Below are 20,531 nucleotides of genomic sequence, written 5' to 3'. Positions count from 1 at the left end.
TTGTAGTGCCTTGACGAGCGCCAATCTTTAACCTTATAGTTATCGTGGTGTAGTACTAAGAATGTGTTACATTATATTCAGACCGTATGGCTGTAATAATGCTTTAGCGTGTAGCTCACAGATACGCTAGCATGCGAAACACAGAAAATTATAGCCCAAGATGATCAGCAAATCAGCGACCTTCTTGTTTGACAGGTGTCAACATAGGTGTAGCTAGTTTGTGTTTATTTAACGAGTGGTAATCTTATTGATTCACTACTTGCTTGGTAAACATAGCAACACCTCCTCATTAAAAATAATCTAAGGATAGAGCATGAGCGACAGCGCCATTAATCCCGCTTTTAACGATGAAAACACTACGACATCAACATTGACTAACCCCACCTTGGTACTTAACTGTGGTTCGTCTTCTATCAAATATGCATTAATCAGCGAAGATGAATCAACCCGTATCACTGGTCTGGCCGAAAACCTAGGTCTGGATACTGCCCGTATTAAACACAATACGTTAGATGGCAAAAAGCTTGAAATTGCCATTGCAGGTGGTCGTCATGAATTAGCCTTACAAAAAATCCTTGAGCTACTTGAGCAGTATCACTTCATTGCAGTCGGTCATCGCGTGGTTCATGGTGGCCGTGAATATTCAGAAGCTGTTCGTGTGAACGAGCATGTGCTATCAGAAGTAAAACGCCTAAAAGTATTAGCACCGCTACATAATCCTGCCAACGCGCTTGGCATTGAAGCTGTGCAAGCTATCTATCCTGAAATTCCACAAGTCGTCGTATTTGACACCGCCTTTCACCAAACTATGCCGCCAGTTGCCTTCCGTTATCCGCTGCCGAAATCATTATATGAAGACCACAAAATTCGTCGTTATGGCTTCCATGGTACTTCGCATGCTTACGTCTCAGAACGTGCAAGCCAGATTACAGATGCCAAAGGCCCTCATGGTTGGTTAACCGCACACTTAGGCAATGGTTGCTCTGCGACCGCCGTCTATGATGGCAAAAGCTTGGATACCAGTATGGGACTAACACCGCTTGAAGGCCTGATGATGGGTACGCGTAGCGGTGATGTTGATCCAAGCTTACATATTCATCTAAAGCGTCAGCTTGGTTTGAGCTTAGAAGAGATTGATAAGATGCTCAACAGCGAAAGTGGTCTGCTCGGTATCTCAGGATTATCTAATGACTTACGTACCATCGAGGAAGCGGCCAACGAAGGCCATAAAGATGCGCAGCTTGCCATTGAGATGTTCTGTTATCGCGTTGGTAAATATCTAGCCAGCCTAAGCTGTGCGCTACCTGACTTTACTGGTATTGTCTTCACTGGTGGTATTGGTGAAAACTCAAAAACTACTCGTGCACGCATCTTAGATGTCATGCGTCATTTCGGTATTAAGTTTGATGCCGACAAAAACGCAAGCCTAGTCGGTGGTAGCGAAGGTAGCTTCCATAGCGATGATAGCAGCATTGAGCTTTGGGTTGTGCCAACCGATGAAGAGTGCCGTATTGCGCAAGAGACCCGCCTAGCGCTAGGCCTTGCTTAAAAAGGAGACTGCTTCTACGAGAAGTAAGCGCTTTTTATGACTTCCTAAAGGATTTAATAAACCTCCTTAAGGATATAATAAATAAATAGTAGGATACGCTATGCAAACCATATTACTTGTTCCTATCAGTCGCGGTATCGGTGTGACATCAGCGGCACTAGGCCTGATCCGCGCATTAGATTATAACGGTATCAAAGCTGGCTTTATGAAGCCTTTTTTGCAAGATGATACGCTCGATAAACAAAATAGCTTGGACAGCTCAAGCGCATTGACCATGCATGCGTTTGGCCTAACCCCGCCTAAGTCTATCAACCGTCAGCGCGTTGAGCGTATGATTGGTGATGGTAACCTTGATGACTTGATGGAAGAAGTGGTCATTAATTATCACACTATTGGCGGTGATCAGGATGTTGTCATCTGCGAAGGCTTGGTCTCGACGACTGAAGCCTCTTATGCCGCGCAAATTAACCGTGCTATCGCCCATGCACTTGATGCCAAAATCATCTTCGTCAGTACGGCTGATACCAAAAACCCTGTCCATCTTGCTGATAAGCTTGATATGCATGCGCGTGAGTTTGGCGGTATCGCAAGCGAGCGTACCTTAGGGTGTATCTTGATGCGCGTCGATGTGCCGAACACCTTTGAGAACCAACCAGTTGCTCCTGGTGAAGCTGTCTTTACCCTTGATAAGAGCTTCATTCAAGAAGTGCAGCGTTTGTCACCGCATTTTGATACTAAGCAATTTCGCTTAATTGGCGTCGTGCCATTTAGCGATTCGCTATCCGTCCCTCGTACTTGGGATATCGCCGCTGAGCTTGATGCCACTTGGTTGAACGTTGGCGAAGCAAAATCGCGCCGAATTAATCATATTAGTTTAACGGCTCGCTCGATTGCACGTATCGATGAAGTCTTCAATCGTGGCACTTTGATTGTCGTACCAGGCGACCGTGATGACTTATTATTGGCGGCGGCTTTGGCCTGTATTAATGGCGTTCCATTAGCAGGTCTAGTATTAACGGGCGGCGTCATGCCGAACGAGACCGTCACTGAATTATGGCAATCTGCACTCAAGACGGGCATTCCAGTTATGAGTGTCGAGACGGATAGCTACGAGACAGTACAGAACCTCATGCATATGAGCGCTGAGATTCCAAGTGATGATACCGAGCGCGCGTTAGACGTTACCCGTTATGTAGCGGCGCATTTGGACTTAAGCTGGATTAAAGAGCAGTTCAGTGGTGATCACAAACCGCGTTTATCGCCAGCAGCTTTCCGTCATCAAGTTGTCTTAAAAGCACAAAATGCTAAAAAGCGTGTGGTACTGCCAGAAGGCTCGGAACCACGTACCGTAGAGGCAGCATGTATCTGCCAAAGCCGCGGTATCGCAAACTGTGTGCTATTGGCTAAGCGCGAAGATGTCGAACAAGTTGCCAAAAATCGAAATTTAATCTTGCCAGAAGGGCTTGAAATTATCGATCCTAATACGCTCGATATGAGTAAATATATCGCGGCGGTCGTTGAACGCCGTAAAGGTAAAACCACCGCAGACGTGGCTGCTGAATATCTGCAAGATACAGTTTATTTAGGCACGATCATGCTGCAGATGGATGAAGTCGATGGTCTAGTCTCTGGTGCGATTCATACTACTGCCAACACGGTACGCCCTGCATTTCAGCTGATTAAGACGGCACCGCAGTACTCATTAGTATCGTCGATCTTCTTTATGCTATTGCCTGAGCAAGTCGTTGTCTATGGTGACTGTGCCATTAACCCAGACCCAACCGCTGAGGAATTGGCTGAGATTGCTATCCAGTCTGCGCAATCTGCCGCAGCATTCGGTATCGAGCCAAAAGTTGCTATGATTAGCTATTCAACCGGTGCATCGGGTACGGGTGCTGATGTTGAAAAAGTCACTCGCGCCACGGAGATCGTTCGCGAACGCGCCCCCAATCTCGCTGTTGATGGCCCATTGCAATATGACGCTGCTTCGGTCATGAGCGTTGGTAAGCAAAAAGCCCCAGACTCGCCAGTCGCTGGACAAGCTAACGTGTTTATCTTCCCAGACTTAAATACAGGCAACACTACTTATAAAGCGGTACAACGTAGCGCCAATGTCATTAGTGTGGGTCCGATGCTCCAAGGTCTAAACAAGCCTGTCAACGATCTATCCCGTGGCGCGCTGATCGATGATATCGTCTACACCATCGCTCTGACCGCTATTCAAGCACATAGCGACCTGATTTAATTATCTAAACACACGCTTAAAAGCCTTATTTTATTCAACCGACTATTTTTATTCAACCGACTATCGTCATGATGGTCGGTTTTTTTATTGCTTTTAATGACAAGTACGCACCTGCCCATTACAATCGTGCTTTAATATGCTGAATCAATACAAACTTATCTACAGGTAGCAGTCTCAATTATTATGCCGCACTCAGCTCAAGCCACTTATATAAACTCTGATTTAAAAAATGATGTTAGCTCAGCTGATAAAGAGGCCGCATCTGCTATTCGTGCTTATCTGGGTGGCTCATTTGATCCGGTACATGAGGGTCATTTGCAAATGGCGATGCATGTCTATCAGGATTTATTACCGATAGCTGAGGAGCAACAGCGCAAACTGCATGTATCATTGCTACCCAATGCGCGCTCGCCTTTTAAAGACGAAAGCACTAATCCTGAGCATCGCTTAACCATGTTAAAACTGGCTACGCAAAATACACCGCTAAAGATTAGTGAGCTTGAGCTATGGCAAACGCCGCCCGTCTATACAATCAATAGTGTGCAGACATTACGTGAGCGCTACCCCAATGACTGCTTGATATTTATCATGGGTATGGACAGCGCGCGTAGTTTGGATAAATGGAAAGATGGTTTACAACTGACAGATTATGTAAACCTTTGGATTTTTAACCGTTTTAGCATTGCTGAAACAAACAGCACTGACGAAAATGAAAATCTCATTGATAAAAATTCAATAGCGCAGAACGCCACTGTCCTACAATCTCAGCTAGTGGCCCAACTCCCCTCTCAACTTCAAGATTTAATCACCAATTCACCTGCTGAATTAATAATGCCAACTGCGCAAACACTTTCGAATAACGCTGTCTTGAAAAACAGCAATCAAGGACGCATTTACATAGACCCGCGCCCTGTAGCGGCAGTATCGAGCACGCAAATTCGCCAGCAACTACCGCACCAGAAATTACAAAACACGAAAAATCGATTAAATATAATGCCCATAGCCGAAACGCAAATCACATCTGTACAGCCAATAAATGATATCATGAGCAATACTGAATCCAATCCATTAGCTAAATGGCTAAATCCTGCTGTTTATCAATATATTATCGCCCATCAGCTATATTCTGCTGCTCAATTCCGTTAAAATCATCTTATCTTTGTCATTTTGCATATCCTATCTCTATTTACGACTGGCTATATATGACCAGTTAGCGGCTGCAAACTGACGATTTACCACTTTATTTTTAATATTTACGATTCAAGAGATTAAAATTTATGATCAACACCATGACTGATGAACGCTTAAAAGAGTGCTTAACCGTTGTCGAAAGCGCTTTAGAAGATATGAAAGCTAAGAACATCACCGTAATGAATGTAGAAGAGTTGACTGACGTAATGGAACGCATCGTGATCGCTGAAGGTACGTCTAAGCGTCATGTCCGCGCGATGGCTGATAGCGTCGGTGCTGAAGCTAAGCAAGCCGACTTTATGCCACTTGGTCGTGAAGGCGGTACGGACTCTGACTGGACTTTGATTGATCTGGGCTCTGTCGTCGTACACATGATGACCCCGCAAGCGCGTGAGTTCTATGACCTAGAAGGTCTATGGTCATCACCTGAGCAATTGGCTGAACTGGTCGCTACCCCACGTGAGAAGAAAACAGCCGGTCGCCGCAATAAAAATAAATAAGATTGTTAATGGCGATAATCGTCAAACATTGAAAAAACTACTATTAAAAAGACCAGATATCTATTCTGGTCTTTTTTTGTTTAAATTTTAAGATGTTGATAAATTTTAAAATGCTAAGACCGTATAATCAGATAAATGATTAAGCTAAGATAATACCCAGCATTAATGACAGCAATGACATAACCACTCGCCTAATAACTCCCTATAGATTAGGAAAATTCATGAGCATACAATCGATAGAATCTTCTACCCAAAACAACAAAGCTGACTTTAACCAAGATCTGCCCCTACATATCGCCAACTTAACCTGCGTGCGTGCTGGCAAAGCCATGCCATTCGCGCGTGAGCAGATGAGCGCTATTGATAAAGCGCCGATTAAAGCCCCTGTCGCTGTCAACTTTATGGGTTTGACCACCGACGAACAAGCTGATCGACGTCATCATGGTGGCCCGCTAAAAGCTGTACATCAACTGCCACCTGCTACTTATGAAAAGATTAATGCAGAATTTGGCTTAAAGGTGCGCATCGGCACACTCGGCGAGAATCTCACTACCGAAGCGGTGAATGGTTTACCAGAGATGGACGAGTCCACCGTTTGTATTGGTGATGTCTTTGAATACGGTAAGCAGTACGGTGAAGATGAAGTCAATGGTAGTAACGATGATAAAAATAATAATGTGCAATTACGCATCGTGCAACCGCGTCGCCCCTGCTATAAAATTAATGACCAAATCGGACAGTTCACCAAAGTCCCAAATATCGCTGCATGGGTGAGTAAACAAGGTATCGCTGGTTGGTACTTTCAGGTAGTGAGTGATGGCATGATTGACACCGACTTGCCGGTGTATTTAATCGAGCGTCCCTATCCGTTTGCTACCCTTGAAAAGCTGTGGCAACTGTCAAACTCAAAAGAAAAATTTGCTCTCGAGGTCATTGAACCTTGGTTAGCGATTGAGTGTTTGGAGGATAGTTGGAAAACCGTTTTGGCTAAAAAGATCCGGAAGGATTAAACAGATTTTCTGAGAAGAAACCTTTAATATCATTTCCCAAATTAAAGCTAAAAATTTGATTAATCTCTTAACATTTATAATAGTGATTTCAAATAAGTTATAACAATAGTTAAAAGTCTTTTTTGCGTAAAACTGACTGCATAGTGAGTATGTTTGCGCATTAAATATTTGGCTCTCAAAGAGGATTGTATGAGCGAAAAAACTGAGAGCATCAGCTACCTGCAAGCGATAGCGATTAGCGTAGGGGCGATTATAGGATGGGGTGCTTATGTGATGCCTGGCGATTTATTTTTGCCGCAGTCGCAGCTATTAGGCTCTTCTGTCGCCATCATTATTGGTACTTTAGCCATCTATATGGTCGCGCAAGCCTATATTAATTTATTGACCCAAACGCCAGAAAACGAATCAGGCGGTATCTATTGGATTGAAAAATACATCAGTAGAAAACACGCATATATTTATGGTTGGGGCGTGGCGATAGGTTATATCTCTATCGTGGCGCTCAACATATCAGCCGTCGCATTGCTACTAAGGTATTTATTGCCCAGTAGCTTACAGATAGGCTATCTGTACACGATTGCTGGTTGGGAGGTCTACGCCAGTGAAGTGTTCTTATGTAGTGCTGCCATCATTTTATTTAGCTATATCAATTTGCGCGGGGTACAGGTCGGCGCCAAAATCCAATTGTATATTGCCCTGTTTATGATTGTGTCAGTTACCGCGCTGTTTTTCGGCTCGCTTTGGGCGACTCCGGCGACCCAAACCTTTTTGCCCACTGATATGCAAAGTAGCTCCATCACCAGTTTGGCATGGTTACCTATTCTTGCCGTCATGCCTTGGGCATACGTCGGATTCGAGACCACGCCGCAGATTTCCAAATCTATTAGTGATTCGAAAACCAAGACCAAAAGCATCATCTTAATCTCGCTTATCGCTGGTGTTTTATTCTATTTTTTGATCAATTATTTTACTGCCTTAAATATGAATTTTGATTATCAAGCGATCAAAGATAGCAATTGGGCTACTGGTGAGGGGATAGATAATCGTATTGGTAGCATTGGCATTTGGTTACTGTCCATCGCTATGATTGGCTCCATCCTTAGCGGTATCAATGGCTTTATATTATCCTCAGTCAAACTGTTAGAATCTATGGGCGACTCGTCTTTATTACCCAGTATTTTTACCGATGAACACCATCTCTTTAGTAAGAAAAAAACCGTCATATTAATATGTTTGGTTTGCCTGTTTTCTCCTTGGCTGGGCAGAAACTATCTACTTGATATCGTCAGTATGGCATCGCTGGGTATTACCGTCGGCTTCGCTTATGTGACGTCCGCAGATTTGATTAATGAGCGCAGAAAAAATCAGGCTGGTCTGTTAAATTATCTCTCAGTCTTAGTCAGCATCATCTTTATATCGCTGCTACTGCTACCCTTCTCGCCTGCTGCTTTATCGTTGAATGCTTATATATTATTGGCGGTGTTTATCGTTTTAGGTGCGATTGGTTATAAGAGGATAATTCCTATTAGTAGCGTCAGTCTTGGTTAAAAATAGCGGCCGTTATGAGTAATAATATAGGCGGTTTAAAATTAAACAGATATAAAGATTAAAACGCACGACTGTTATAATTTTTCCCATTTATTTAATAGTACTCCCTTCAATACAGAGCATTTCATGGCAAAAAATATTACCCCTTTAGCATTAGCATCAGTATTAACATCGTTCATGACATTGCCATTAATCGGCTGCGTCGCCACCTCAGAACCGCGTTATATTATCGACAGTGAAACTTATCAAGCCCAAGGCAAAAGTGAGCGCATCAAAACCATTGTCCTGCACTATACGGTCTCAGATAATGACCGATCGATAAAAACATTAACCACTGGTCAGGTCAGCTCGCACTACCTAATCTTATCCAACGACGACGATAAGATTTATAACTTGGTGCCAGAAAGCGAACGCGCTTGGCATGCGGGTAACAGTGGGTTTGCAGGTAGAACCATCCTCAACGACACCTCTATCGGCATCGAAATTGTCAATGCTGGCATTAAACCTGAATATCGAGACGCGCTCAGGAATAGCGAGCTAGAATACCGTCCTTATGAGCACTACGTGGAATTTGATGAGTTGCAGATTAAAAAGGTCGCGCAGCTGGTGCAAGATTTGGTAAAAAGATACGACATCTCTCCAAAAAACATTGTTGGTCACTCTGATATAGCGCCGTCACGCAAAATCGACCCCGGTGCCAAGTTCCCTTGGGAGCGACTGTATGTCGATTACGGCATTGGTGCTTGGTATGATGAATTTGATAAGCAATTCTTTATGCATCCAGACGAGTTTGCAGCGGCAACGATACCTGAGATTAAGCAAGCCTTTCGCGATTACGGCTATCAAATCAATGATAGCGATGAATGGGATAAAGCCAGTCGTGATGTAGTTTATGCGTTTCAATTGCATTTCAGACCGCAGCGTCCAACGGGTGAGCTAGATATAGAAACTTATGCTATTTTAAAGGCACTCAATAAGAAGTATGCTGGTCGTGATGACTTTTATTAAGTGATAAAAATATTAGGAGACATAAGCCATGAGTAACTCACAATACAACGAGCAAGATGAGCTACAGAAATATCTAGAAGAAAAAGCCAAACAGGAGCAGGAGCAGGAAAAGCAGAAAGAACAAGAACCTGAGCAGCTCTCTGCGTATGAAGCTTGTGTACTAAAAGAAAGCGCTAGAATTCATGAGTTGATTGCTGAGGCGCAGAAGGAAGGTAAAAAGGGTTTAGAGGATGAGTAAGTTTGTAAAATAGAAATAGTAGCGTACTTAATAATATCAATACCTTAATAAAGGATTGGTGTTAACATTAGTTAACCTTTTATTTTGTGTATAAACATGTTCAAGATAACAATGTACAACGCTGGAAACGGTGATTGCATTTCAATTCAAACAAAAACAGATTTTATCCTAATTGATGGTGGCACAGCTCAATCCTTTGAGAGCTGGAAATACAAACTTGTTGGTCAACTTGAAAAGATCGACTTGCTAATCATCACACATATCGATAATGATCATACTAATGGGATTATTAAGTTACTTAACGCAGAAGGACGCCCTGAAATCAAACAAGTATATTTTAATGGGGTTGAACAACTATTTAGTAACTTAGATGATGCGAATAAATCTGATAGGCGTATCGATACAAAGCTCAATGCTCTAGCTAGTGAATGTATACCTTCAAATGATAAAGAAGATATAGGTTATTCCGAAGGTACTTCATTGTCATACATTCTTAATAAGCAATTACTAAGATGCAACGAACTTGTTTCAGGCCAAGCTATATTTATAGAAAACACTAAGAAATTTGATATTGGTGCTCTAAAGTTTGAGGTTATCGGCCCAGACTCGGCAACATTGTCTGAACTCAAGAATAAATGGCAGTATAAGCTTGACGAGAGAGGTATAAAACCTAAAATTATAAATAAATCCTTCGCTAATAGCTTTGAAGCATATATTCAAAGTTTTGAAAACTTAACAGCAGATATAACCCTCATATCTTCGAACAGTACTAAGAGTATTGAATCGTTGGCTAATGAAAATTTTATACCTGATAGCTCTTTAACTAATAAAAGTAGTTTCTCTTTTTTAATTGAACATAATCATAAGAAAATACTTTATCTTGGGGACTGCCATGCCGAAACAGTTGTATCTTGGCTTGATGGGAACGGAGTACAGAAGATAAAAGTTGATGCCGTTAAAGTATCCCATCATGGTAGTAAAAATAATACTAGTTTAGAGTTATTAGAAAGAATTGACTGCCAGAAATATCTTATTAGTACAAACGGCAAATCTCATGGTCATCCCCATCTAGAAACACTTGCGAGAATTGCTTTAATTAATCAAGATGCTAAAACTAATATCTATTTTAATTACGATTTGAAAAACATACCAACTTGGTTTACAGATGAACTTTGCAAAAATTATAAAAACATTAATCTATGTATGAATGTCGATGAGGTTGAACTGTGATTGAACTGCAGCTGGATGAAGAATACAAACTCGACTCTATACATATCATAGAATCCTTTTTTGAAGATGAAAGCACGGCAAGTAAAAGAGGTACTTGCTTTTCGATTTCTAAGAAATTATTGCTTACGGCATATCATGTGATAAAAGGTTCAAATGACTTAAGGATATACCTATCCAGTGACTCCTATATAGATGAGGAACACATTATTGCTAACTGCATATATTTTAATGAAGAATATGATATAGCTATTTTAGAGATATTAGATGAACGCTTAGATAATTTCATAACACTTTATTCTACGAGTGTAGGTTTAGATAGTGATGTTCAGGTATGTGGTTATCCTGTCGAAAAACAACATTATCATGCACCAATGAATGCAAAAGTAACTAATAATTTTGAAAGAATTAATAGTCGAGAGTATAGTTTTGAAATATCACAATCAAACACTATCAGTAAGTATGCTGGGATGTCTGGATCTCCAATAATCTATAATAACAACTGTATCGGAGTACTAAGAATACAACAGGGCAAAAATACTTTGTACGCAATATCTATAAAAGATTTATTAAGTGATCCTGTACTGATCAATATTTTTCAAAAAAACCAAATTATTGTAAACATTCAAGAAGGTATCGATTACCAACCTCCAAAACATCCAAAATCACCATTCAAATACTGTTTAAGTTGTCATGCAGAGCATCCAAGTATAAAAGGTATTGATATTGGATTCGCATTCCAACAATGGAATATTGGTTCTTTCACAGAAACAGTGCATGATTGGATTATTGATTACTGTCTTACACAAAAAGAACAAGCAAACTTTAAAGGTGGTCCAAGAAGTCTTTTTAAGTATGCTAGATCAAACTATCCTGATAATAATTTAGATGCACTGGGTGATCTATGTCTACATATGGCTATTCGAGAGTCTTATAAAACTATACCTATAATTAACAAAGTATTCGATATGAATAATAAGACATTCTCATGCACACATGCAGTATTGAATTTTGATAGTTTGGAGTTATGGATTGGAGCATCTTCAGTTAGTGTAAGCTTAGAAGAAGGAATTCAGTCAGCTATTACAAGCATTCGCTACATTAATGAAATACAGTCACTGAAGAATAGACTTTTTATGCTCAATTCAGAAATTGATAAATCATGGCCTCACAAGGATAAGTTAGAAAGATTATCTAATTCAACTTTAGATTTAGACAAAAGATTTGATAAAATCATAATTCCAATTTTTATTATGCATAATAGCGAATTAATATCGAGTTATGATAAAGAAAATTTTATGAAACTATTCAACGAACATGCTCAATCATGCAGGGAACTTCTAAAAACAGACCTCAAAGATGGTTCAGTTGAATTTGTTAACCTACGTGTATTTTACTTTCCAGTCTCTGATATCGAAGAGCTAAATAGCGCTTTACTAGAGGAACTATACTCATGAGTTATGGGAATATGACACATGAAGAGCTTGGTAATACTTGGTATAAAAATGCTACTAGGCAAGTCAGTGACCAGCACTTTAAAGATTGGGATACTTTCTTAGTATCATTAATAGATAAATTTAATAGTCATACCAATAATCCTTTAGTTCAAGACATTGTGATCCGTGCACTGGAAAGAAGAGATGAAATAAGCAAGGATTTTATTTTAGATCATTTACTTGGTGAACTAGGATTATTTCCATATATTACAACTGACCTAAGTTCTAAAGATAAATTAAGACGTGTCATATTTACTACTCCTCAAGATGAAGATATGGTTTTTCATATTCGCCAAGCAGAAGTTTTTCATAGAATAATGAATGGTGAAAATATTATTCTAAGTGCTCCTACTAGTTTTGGGAAAAGCTTAATTATTGAAGCCTTAGTTTCTAGTAAGGTTTTCAATAATATAGTTATTGTCGTGCCTACAATAGCCTTAATAGATGAGTTAAAGAAAAAACTATTTAAATATAATGATTTCTATAAAATAATTACTCAAGTCAACCAGAGTTCTAATGAAAGAAATATTTATATATTCACACAAGAACGAGTTTTAGAGTATGCAGAAGACCTATCGGTTGACTTCTTTATTATTGATGAGTTTTATAAGCTAGCACCAAATAGTAATAACGATGAGCGTTGTGATCGGTTGAACCTAGCTTTAAAAAAGTTATATTCAAAATGTAATAGATTCTATATGCTTGGACCAAACATTAATGACTTAACTTCAGGAATAGTAGATGAGCTAAGGTGTAGTTTCTTAAAATTTGACTCTTATATAACTGTTGCAACTAATAAGAGGTACTATCCTTTAACTTTGAGTGGAAATGACACAGTTAAAGATGTTGAAAGAGATGCTATTTTATATAAAATAATAGAGTCATTAGATCCTAATGAACAAACAGTTATTTACTGTAAGTCACCTAAAAGAACAAGTCTACTAATGCGTAAATTATTAGATTCAAGTTTATTATCTCGTATTCATAGTAACGATAGTCTATCTACTTGGTTATCTGAAAACTTTCATTCTGAATGGTCATTAGTGGACGGTTTAAAACATGGCATAGCTTATCATCATGGACAAATACCAAGAGCTATAGGTGCCAAGATTATTGAACTTTTTAATAAATCTAAAATTAATATATTAGTCTGCACTTCGACGCTAATTGAAGGCGTTAATACGAATGCTAAGAATATAATCATATACGATGATTGTATTACAGGTAGAACAAAATTAGATATGTTTACCTTTAATAATATCGCTGGTCGTTCAGGGAGAATGTTTGAACACTTTGTTGGTGAAGTATTCATATTAGGAGGAAGCCCTCAGGAAGAGTTACCTTTAGTTGATATACCAGTGATCACTCAAAGCGAGAATGCTTCAGAATCACTCTTACTTCACATGGGTGATGAAATAAATGAAATGAATAAGGCTAGGGTTAAAAAGTTTTATGATCAAGATACTATTTCAACTACTTTGATAATGAAGCACCAAGGTATAGATCCCAATAAACTAATAGAATTTGCTAAAGACTTAGTTATAAATAGACTAAAGTGGAATCCTATAATGAAGTGGGATGGTGCATACCCTTCAAGCCCTGAATTAAGACATTTAGTAAAAATACTTTTTGAGTATTTTACTATATCAAGAATGGGAGGAGGGAGTGTTGTATCTAAAGAACAGTTACATGTAAAATTAAATCAAATTATTCATCAGGAAAGTGATAAAGATTTAATTCATTCAGATTTTAAATACTGGTATAGCCGTAATCCAGATTATCCTGCTGACGATTCTGTACATCGGATATTTAACTTTAAAAAAAATGTAGTTAATTATAATTTACCTAAAATTATATATGCAATTAGTGATATACAGGAAGAAGTTTTTAAAAGATATGGATTTAAGTTTGGAGACTATAAGCTTTTCGCATCGAAACTAGAAAACTTCTACCAACCTTCAGCTATAAACTCGTTAGAAGAATTTGGTATTCCTAGCCAAATATCCAAGAAGCTATTAAGTAATATTGAATTTGAGGATGTTGAAAACATCGACTCAGTTATAGAGAAACTAACTAAGATTAATAATAGTTCATTATATTTTTTAACAGATATTGAGACAGATTTTGTCCAAAAAGCTATATCTTATATGTAAGAAGACTATAAGTGACTTTAATCTACCTCATAGACTAAATTTAGCTTCATTGAAAAAGAAAATTGAGTACCTATAACTTTTGGAAAAATATACTAGTTGCATTGAGACACGGTTTAGCCCTGATTGAAGCGGATATACTTGGTGCAGCACAGGGTTGCAGACGCTTGGTTAGGGGCGTTATCGCTGAGTCAGGAACGACCATAGCCTTAGCGACTGCCCCTGTGCTAGCCAAGATAGTAGCGAAAAGCAGGATTGGCTCCATCAAATCGTTGGGTGTCGCAAGCTCCACACCAACCTACTCCGCATCACTTGATATCAAAGTTAAGTCAATATTTGAAACACCCAAATCCCAAACACAAAAAAGGTGAGCCTAAGCCCACCTTTTTTTATGTTTAAAACAATGATTTAAAACAGCTTAACCTATATCTTAACGAATCCAAGCCCGCGCATTACGGAACATACGCATCCACGCGCCGTCCTCGTCCCATTCTTCTGGTTTCCAGCTGTGATTGTAGGCACGTAGCGTACGCTCAGGGTGCGGCATCATGATGGTGACGCGACCGTCGGTGCTACACAGACCCGTGACACCGCCGAGCGAACCGTTTGGATTGAGCGGATAAGTCTCGGTTGGATGACCTTGGCTATCGACATAACGCATGGCGAGCTGACCGTGTTTTGCCATACCGTCGATCTCGGTGTTGTCCAGCGTGGCATAGCCTTCACCGTGCGCCACTGCAATCGGCAAGATACTGTCTTGCATGCCTTTGAACAGGATGGACTTGGTACGCTCGACTTTTACGTTGACCGTGCGCGCTTCAAAACGAGCCGACTGATTGGCGATAAAGCGTGGGAAGTTGTCCGCGCCTGGGATGAGGTCCTTTAATTGCGCCATCATCTGACAACCGTTACAGACACCGAGTGAGAAGGTGTCAGGACGGGCAAAGAAGCGCACAAACTGCATGCGCAACTCGTCATGGAACAAAATAGAGTTCGCCCAGCCAGAGCCTGCGCCCAGTACGTCACCGTAGCTAAAGCCACCACAAGCGACCAGACCGTCGAAGTCACGTAGATTGATGCGACCTTCAAGCAAATCGCTCATGTGCACGTCAACTGCTTCAAAGCCAGCTTGCGTAAAGCCTGCTGCCATCTCTGACTGACCGTTGACGCCTTGCTCACGCAGGATAGCGACTCTTGGTTTGTTTTCACGGCTGTTTAGATACGGTTCTTCAACTTTCTGATTGAGGTCAAAGTTTGGTGCAGCGATAAGACCTTGATGGCTCGCATCAGCAATCAAGTCATACTCTTGTTGCACGCAAGCTGGGTTGTCACGGCGACGCGCGATTTGATAGCTGACCTGACTCCATTCTTGTTGCAACTCGCTACGGCTAAAGCGTAGAGTATCGTCACCCATGAGTGTTGGCGTTTGGATGATTAAGCTGTCTTCTTCTGAGCTTTGGCCAACGAGGCTAAGCATATCGCTGACATTAAATTCTTCTGCCAATTGCATTAAAGCGGCGACGTTTTCTGGTAAGACTTGAATGACTGCGCCCAGCTCTTCACTGAAGAGTTGACCGAGCAGATTCTCGTCGTTCAATGACAGTTTGATGCCTTGACGGCTGGTGAACTGCATCTCAGCGATGGTCGCAAGCAAACCACCATCACCGATATCGTGATAGGCGCTGATAATGCCTTGCGCGTTGCCCGCTTGGATAAAGTTAAAGAAGTCGACCAAGTCGCTTGGCTGGGTCAAATCTGGGCAGTCATTACCTAATTGGCTTGCCGTTTGCGCGAGGATAGAGCCGCCTAAGCGTAGTTTGCCTCTAGAGAGGTCAATGCGATAAAACGCGCTATCACCGTTAATGAGTTCAGGCGTTAGGGTTTTTGCCACGTCAACAACAGGAGCAAAAGCGGTAATAACTAGACTCATAGGTGAAACCACTGATTTGTCTTGGCTATCCTGCTTAGCATTGCTATCTGTCCAATTGGCGCGCATCGATAGCGAGTCTTTACCAACGGGGATAGCGATACCGAGTGCTGGGCACAGCTCTTCGCCAACGGTATATACCGCGTCGAATAACGCGGCATCTTCCGCATCATCGCCACACGCTGCCATCCAGTTCGCCGACATGGTGATGTCAGATAGCTTAGCGATACGCGCGCCTGCAATGTTAGTAATCGCTTCACCAACGGCTAATCGTGCAGAAGCTTTTGGATTAATCAAAGCAACTGGCGTACGCTCACCAACACTCATCGCTTCACCGCTCATTGGCTGACCATCTAACGCAATCAAGCCTGATGCCGTCACTGCGCAATCTGACACTGGCACTTGATAGCGACCAACATACTGATCACGCACGACCATACCTGTGATAGAACGGTCACCAATGCTAATTAAGAATGATTTGCTCGCGACGGTAGGATGACGTAATACATCCTTGATAGATTCTTTTAGGTCAAAGTCATTAAGCTCAAGCGGTGGCAACTCGTTCGCTTGTACGTTAAAGCTACGCTGCATCTGCGGCGTACCACCGAGCAATACTTGCATCGGCATATCGACTGGCTGCTCAGGCAGCAATTCGTCATTAACGACGAGCTGACGCACTTCAGTAGCTTCCCCTAAGATGGCATATGGGCAACGCTCACGAGCACAGATGGCATCAAACTGATCTTTGCTTTCAGGACGAATCGCCAATACGTAACGCTCTTGCGCTTCGTTTGACCAAATCGCCATTGGTGACATGCCCGCTTCTAACGACGGAATCTTACGTAGATTGAGCACCGCGCCCATTTCATGGTCATTGACCAGTTCTGGCATGGCATTGGATAGACCACCTGCCCCGACGTCATGTAATGAGACGATTGGGTTGCCGTCTTTACTGTTGTTGCTTGCGTCAATATCGTTACCAGCAAGTGCCCAGCAGCGATCAAGGACTTCTTGACAGCGACGCTCCATCTCAGCGTTATCACGCTGCACAGAAGCAAAGTCTAAGCCTTCATCTAATGAACCGCTATCGACTGAAGACGCCGCACCGCCACCAAGACCGATTTGCATGGCTGGACCACCAAGAACGATTAATAAATCACCTTGGCGAATCGAATTTTTTTCAATGAGGTTGCGTTTTATGTTGCCGTAACCACCAGCCAGCATGATGGGCTTATGATAGCCGCGCATTTGGCTGCCGTCTTTTGCCGCTGAAGTATCCAATTGGAAACTACGGAAATAACCGCATAGATTTGGACGACCAAATTCGTTCGAGAAATTGGCTGAGCCGAGTGGCGCTTCAGTCATAATCTCAAGACTGGTTGCCATACGATCCGGCGTACCATAAGCCTGAGTACTCAGTTGACCTGACTGCTCCCATTTTTCCGCAAGCTCTGGGATATGTAAATGTGACACATGGAAACCAGTCAGACCGGCTTTTGGTTTACCACCACGACCCGTTGCGCCTTCATCACGAATCTCACCGCCCGCACCTGTCGCCGCACCCGCATAAGGGGCTATCGCCGTTGGATGATTATGGGTTTCGACTTTCATTAAGATATCGATTTCTTCTTGATGGAAATCGTAAGGATGCGCAGAATTAGGATTTTGAGCGTCGGTAGGAATCGAGTAAAAACGCATCCCCTCTGCCCCAGCCATCACCGCAGCGTTGTCTTTATAAGCAGATAAAATGCCTTGTGGATTAGCCTTATAAGTATTCTTAATCATTTGGAACAATGACTTTGGCTGTACTGCACCATCCACCGTCCACTCAGCGTTAAAAATTTTATGACGGCAATGCTCTGAGTTTGCTTGGGCAAACATCATTAGCTCAACGTCCGTTGGATTACGCTTGAGCTCATTGACGTACGCATTCATCAGATAATCAATGTCTTCACTCGATAGCGCAAAACCAAACTCTGTATTGGCTGCTTCTAACGCTGACTGACCTTGTCCAATCACATCGATATGATTGAGCGACGCTGGTTGCTCGTCATCGAACAATTTATTCACATCGTCTAAATCATAAACCAAGCTTTGGGTCATGCGATCAAACAATAATTGCTCAGCGGCTTTAGGTAGCGTAGCACCTACTTTGCCGTCTGCTTTTCCATCAATGGTCAACGTATAAACGATGACGCGCTCGACGCGGTTAATCTTAATATCACAGTTATTAAAAATATCGGTCGCTTTACTTGCCCACGGCGAAATCGTACCAAAACGCGGGCCTACGATGACTTGTAGTTGGTTGTCTTGCGGGGCGGCAAGTTGGGTATCTTCTTTAATACCAAACAGGTCCAGCGCTTTTTTCTGCTCATCACCTTTTAGTTCTCGTGATAGCACATAAACTTGCTGAGTATTGATGTGGCTGACATTTAGCTCGGTTTTTTGCTGAAACTGACTGATGAGTTGCTGCGTCTGAAAATCGGTAAGAAACGGTTGTCCGGCGATAGTCATCATAAAGGCATAATCCGTAAGATCAAGGCATCTCTGCCATGCAAAGTAAATGGTCCGCGTATTATAACAAGAAGCCCCATAATAAGCAGGTATAAACCGCGATAAATTGCCTGTAGCTCCTATAAATTGAATGCAAATATGTTTTTTATACTAAGACTTTTTATAGCAGCAAGCTTTTGACTGATTTGACACATTTTTTACTTAACACGTGTATACCTTACAAACGCTCACATCGTATTACGGGCAACCTATATAACTGGACGGGTGCCTATCGTTATTCTACAACCAGCTAATAATTATAACGATTAACGGCGAGTGTCATTCAAAACAACTTGTAATTCAAAACAAGAAGCACCCCATCAATTTAAAACCATCATAATTTTAAAAATATAAGGATGTATCATGAGTAAACAAGAGAGTATCGACAAAATCCAAGCGGTTATTAAAGACGTAAAATTTGCCATGATGAGTACTGTAAACAGTAAAGGTGATATTCATGCTTGGCCAATGACGACTAGCGAGGCAAGCATCGGTGGTAAAGAGATTTGGTTCATCGGTGATAAAAAATCGGACGTGGTAAAAGACATTCAAGACAACCCAAAAATTGGTCTGTCTTATGCTTCTCAAGACGAAAAAGATTATGTCTCTATCAGTGCCAATGCAGAGTTGCCAACTGATAAAGACAAATTAGATGAGCTATGGTCACCAGTTTACAATGCATTCTTTGAGCATGGTAAAGAAGATGAGAACGTGCAGTTAATCAAAGTCGTACCACATGGTGTAGAGTGCTGGTTAAGCGGTAGCTCCACTGTCAATATGTTTAAAATGGCTGCTGCTGCCTTACAAGACGGCAAAACTGCTGAAAATATCGGCGAGCAGTTCTCAGTATCTTTGTAGTAAAAAAATATGCAGTAAAAAAATATCTAGGATGAACCCATAAAGTAATTCAATAATTTCAAGCGTCAATAAGCATCCGTTTATTGGCGTTTTTTATATACCGAACTTCGATGATACTGTTCAATAAGATGGCCTATAAATACAAAATTACAAACCTTCACAGCGCATTACAGACTGCCTGTATAGTTCTATTAGCTGATTTAGCTATATTAATAACTGGTTATGGATTTATAAGAACTGTCGTTGAAGACAAGTAATGTTCATATAGTTGATTCACTATAGAATAAGCACAGTGCTACTAGGATAAATTTTGTGCAGCCTCTGTCTGCGCAGGCACAGCAAGCAAGGAAAATTTATACCAGTAGCGAGTTGTAATATTTGTATTTATTTTATTTAGGACTGACTATAACGTTTTGATTTATGTTGAAGTAGCTTTTTTTAATGACTTTTAAACTCCGAAATTTTAAATAGTAAAGGATAACTATTATGAGTAAACAAGAGCAGATGGATAAACTCCAAGCGATGGTAAACGATATTAAATATACAATGATGACTACTCGTACTCATGAGGACCATCTACATTCTTGCCCCATGAATACCACTGAAACCAGTATCGGCGCCAAAGAGATTTGGTTTATCGGTCATAGTCCTTCTGAGACGGTCGATAATATTAAGAAAAACCCAGAAGTGAATTTGGCTTATGTCAGTCAAGATGATAAAAATTATTTATCTATCACTGGCAAAGCTGAGTTGGTAGAGGATAAAGAAAAACTTGATGAGCTGTGGTCAGTGCTGTACAACGCCTATTTTGAACAAGGCAAAGAAGATCCTAAAGTTCAGCTGATTAAAGTCGTCCCTCATGGTGCTGAATACTGGGCTAACGGTAATGCCATTGCTAGTGCCTTTAAAATGACAGCCGCTGCGGTAACAGATACCGCTATTGAGAAAAGCTTAGGTGAGAATTTTTCGATAGAGCTGTAATGTCTTAACAGTTCAGTGTGATAAATAAAAAAACGCCAGTGGCTAGATGC

The 20,531-nt window shown here is 41.1% G+C and carries 15 protein-coding genes; 14 read left to right on the top strand and 1 reads right to left on the bottom strand.

The annotated features are described in order from the left end of the window. Positions 1-313: 313 nt before the first annotated feature. From AK825_RS01295 to AK825_RS01240, 12 genes are all read left to right on the top strand, one after another. Positions 314-1,549: an acetate kinase gene (locus AK825_RS01295; RefSeq protein ID WP_068034058.1), complete on the top strand. Its 1,236-nt coding sequence runs from the start codon at positions 314-316 to the stop codon at positions 1,547-1,549. A 100-nt stretch (positions 1,550-1,649) separates the two neighbouring features. Next, the gene (gene pta, locus AK825_RS01290) at positions 1,650-3,794 is read left to right on the top strand and encodes a phosphate acetyltransferase (protein WP_068034056.1); all 2,145 of its coding nucleotides are present in this window, start codon (positions 1,650-1,652) and stop codon (positions 3,792-3,794) included. Between the two features lie 183 nt (positions 3,795-3,977). After that, positions 3,978-4,940, top strand: coding sequence for a nicotinate-nicotinamide nucleotide adenylyltransferase (locus AK825_RS01285; RefSeq protein WP_082787131.1), 963 nt, complete (start codon positions 3,978-3,980; stop codon positions 4,938-4,940). Between the two features lie 131 nt (positions 4,941-5,071). Then, positions 5,072-5,485 carry a ribosome silencing factor gene (gene rsfS, locus AK825_RS01280; protein WP_068034054.1) on the top strand — a complete coding sequence of 138 codons (414 nt, stop codon included), beginning with the start codon at positions 5,072-5,074 and terminating at the stop codon, positions 5,483-5,485. A 221-nt stretch (positions 5,486-5,706) separates the two neighbouring features. Beyond that, a complete protein-coding gene (locus AK825_RS01275; protein ID WP_068034051.1) occupies positions 5,707-6,495 on the top strand; it encodes an MOSC domain-containing protein in 789 nt (262 codons plus the stop codon). A 189-nt stretch (positions 6,496-6,684) separates the two neighbouring features. Then, positions 6,685-8,043 carry an APC family permease gene (locus AK825_RS01270; protein ID WP_068034049.1) on the top strand — a complete coding sequence of 453 codons (1,359 nt, stop codon included), beginning with the start codon at positions 6,685-6,687 and terminating at the stop codon, positions 8,041-8,043. A gap of 126 nt (positions 8,044-8,169) precedes the next feature. Beyond that, complete coding sequence (locus AK825_RS01265) at positions 8,170-9,051, top strand: N-acetylmuramoyl-L-alanine amidase (RefSeq protein ID WP_068034047.1); 882 nt, start codon at positions 8,170-8,172, stop codon at positions 9,049-9,051. A gap of 28 nt (positions 9,052-9,079) precedes the next feature. Next, positions 9,080-9,289 (top strand): hypothetical protein, encoded by a 210-nt coding sequence (locus AK825_RS01260; protein ID WP_068034045.1) that lies wholly within the window; start codon positions 9,080-9,082, stop codon positions 9,287-9,289. Positions 9,290-9,400: 111 nt separating this feature from the next. Beyond that, on the top strand, positions 9,401-10,519 hold the full coding sequence (locus AK825_RS01255; RefSeq protein WP_068034043.1) for an MBL fold metallo-hydrolase: 1,119 nt from the start codon (positions 9,401-9,403) through the stop codon (positions 10,517-10,519). Next, positions 10,516-11,973 carry a Hachiman antiphage defense system protein HamA gene (locus AK825_RS01250; RefSeq protein WP_068034040.1) on the top strand — a complete coding sequence of 486 codons (1,458 nt, stop codon included), beginning with the start codon at positions 10,516-10,518 and terminating at the stop codon, positions 11,971-11,973. Before AK825_RS01255 ends, AK825_RS01250 begins: the two co-directional genes overlap by 4 nt. After that, positions 11,970-14,165 (top strand): DEAD/DEAH box helicase, encoded by a 2,196-nt coding sequence (locus AK825_RS01245; RefSeq protein ID WP_068034038.1) that lies wholly within the window; start codon positions 11,970-11,972, stop codon positions 14,163-14,165. Before AK825_RS01250 ends, AK825_RS01245 begins: the two co-directional genes overlap by 4 nt. A gap of 62 nt (positions 14,166-14,227) precedes the next feature. Beyond that, complete coding sequence (locus tag AK825_RS01240; RefSeq protein ID WP_068034036.1) at positions 14,228-14,533, top strand: hypothetical protein; 306 nt, start codon at positions 14,228-14,230, stop codon at positions 14,531-14,533. A gap of 59 nt (positions 14,534-14,592) precedes the next feature. Here the strand turns inward: AK825_RS01240 and purL are convergent, their stop codons facing one another. After that, entirely contained in the window at positions 14,593-18,606 is a 4,014-nt protein-coding gene (gene purL / locus AK825_RS01235; protein ID WP_068034034.1) for a phosphoribosylformylglycinamidine synthase, read from the bottom strand. A gap of 399 nt (positions 18,607-19,005) precedes the next feature. On the opposite strand from purL, the gene AK825_RS01230 reads away from it, so the two are divergent. Together AK825_RS01230 and AK825_RS01225 are read left to right on the top strand one after the other, a co-directional pair. After that, positions 19,006-19,500 (top strand): pyridoxamine 5'-phosphate oxidase family protein, encoded by a 495-nt coding sequence (locus AK825_RS01230; protein WP_068034031.1) that lies wholly within the window; start codon positions 19,006-19,008, stop codon positions 19,498-19,500. 486 nt (positions 19,501-19,986) lie between these two features. After that, positions 19,987-20,481 (top strand): pyridoxamine 5'-phosphate oxidase family protein, encoded by a 495-nt coding sequence (locus tag AK825_RS01225; RefSeq protein WP_068034029.1) that lies wholly within the window; start codon positions 19,987-19,989, stop codon positions 20,479-20,481. Positions 20,482-20,531: the final 50 nt, after the last annotated feature.

Origin of the sequence: Psychrobacter sp. P11G5, from assembly GCF_001593305.1 — a bacterium.
In the GTDB taxonomy this organism is placed as follows: Bacteria; Pseudomonadota; Gammaproteobacteria; order Pseudomonadales; family Moraxellaceae; genus Psychrobacter.
Note: the sequence above shows the minus strand (reverse complement) of the source record. Positions and strands in the feature narration are given on the sequence as shown.